The sequence below is a fragment of the Streptomyces sp. P17 genome, from assembly GCF_032436805.1.
Lineage (GTDB): Bacteria > Actinomycetota > Actinomycetes > Streptomycetales > Streptomycetaceae > Streptomyces.
On the sequence record NZ_JAVRBF010000812.1, the window covers coordinates 1 to 272 of the forward strand.

General features: G+C 64.3%; 1 protein-coding gene. It reads left to right on the forward strand.

Annotation, left to right across the window (positions count from 1 at the left end):
• Window positions 1-272 (forward strand): hypothetical protein (locus tag RMT89_RS43050; RefSeq protein WP_315889205.1); only part of this gene is annotated, 272 nt, incomplete at both ends.

Genomic DNA, 272 nt, shown 5'->3' on the forward strand with positions numbered 1-272 from the left:
GCGGTCGCCCGGTGATCTTGGCCGTTGCGCATTTTGGCAATTACGACGCGATGCGCGCGGCGCTGGCGGCGCGGGGGTGGCCGGTCGGGGCGCTCTATCGCCCGATGAACAACGCGCTCTTCAACGATCACTACATTCCCGCCATCCGTGCCATCGCTGAGCCGCTGTTTCCACGCGGAAGGTCGGGGTTTTCGGCCATGTTGCGGTTTCTCAAAGGCGGCGGCTGGCTGGCACTTGGCTTTGACCAATATGACCAGCACGCGCCGCATCTG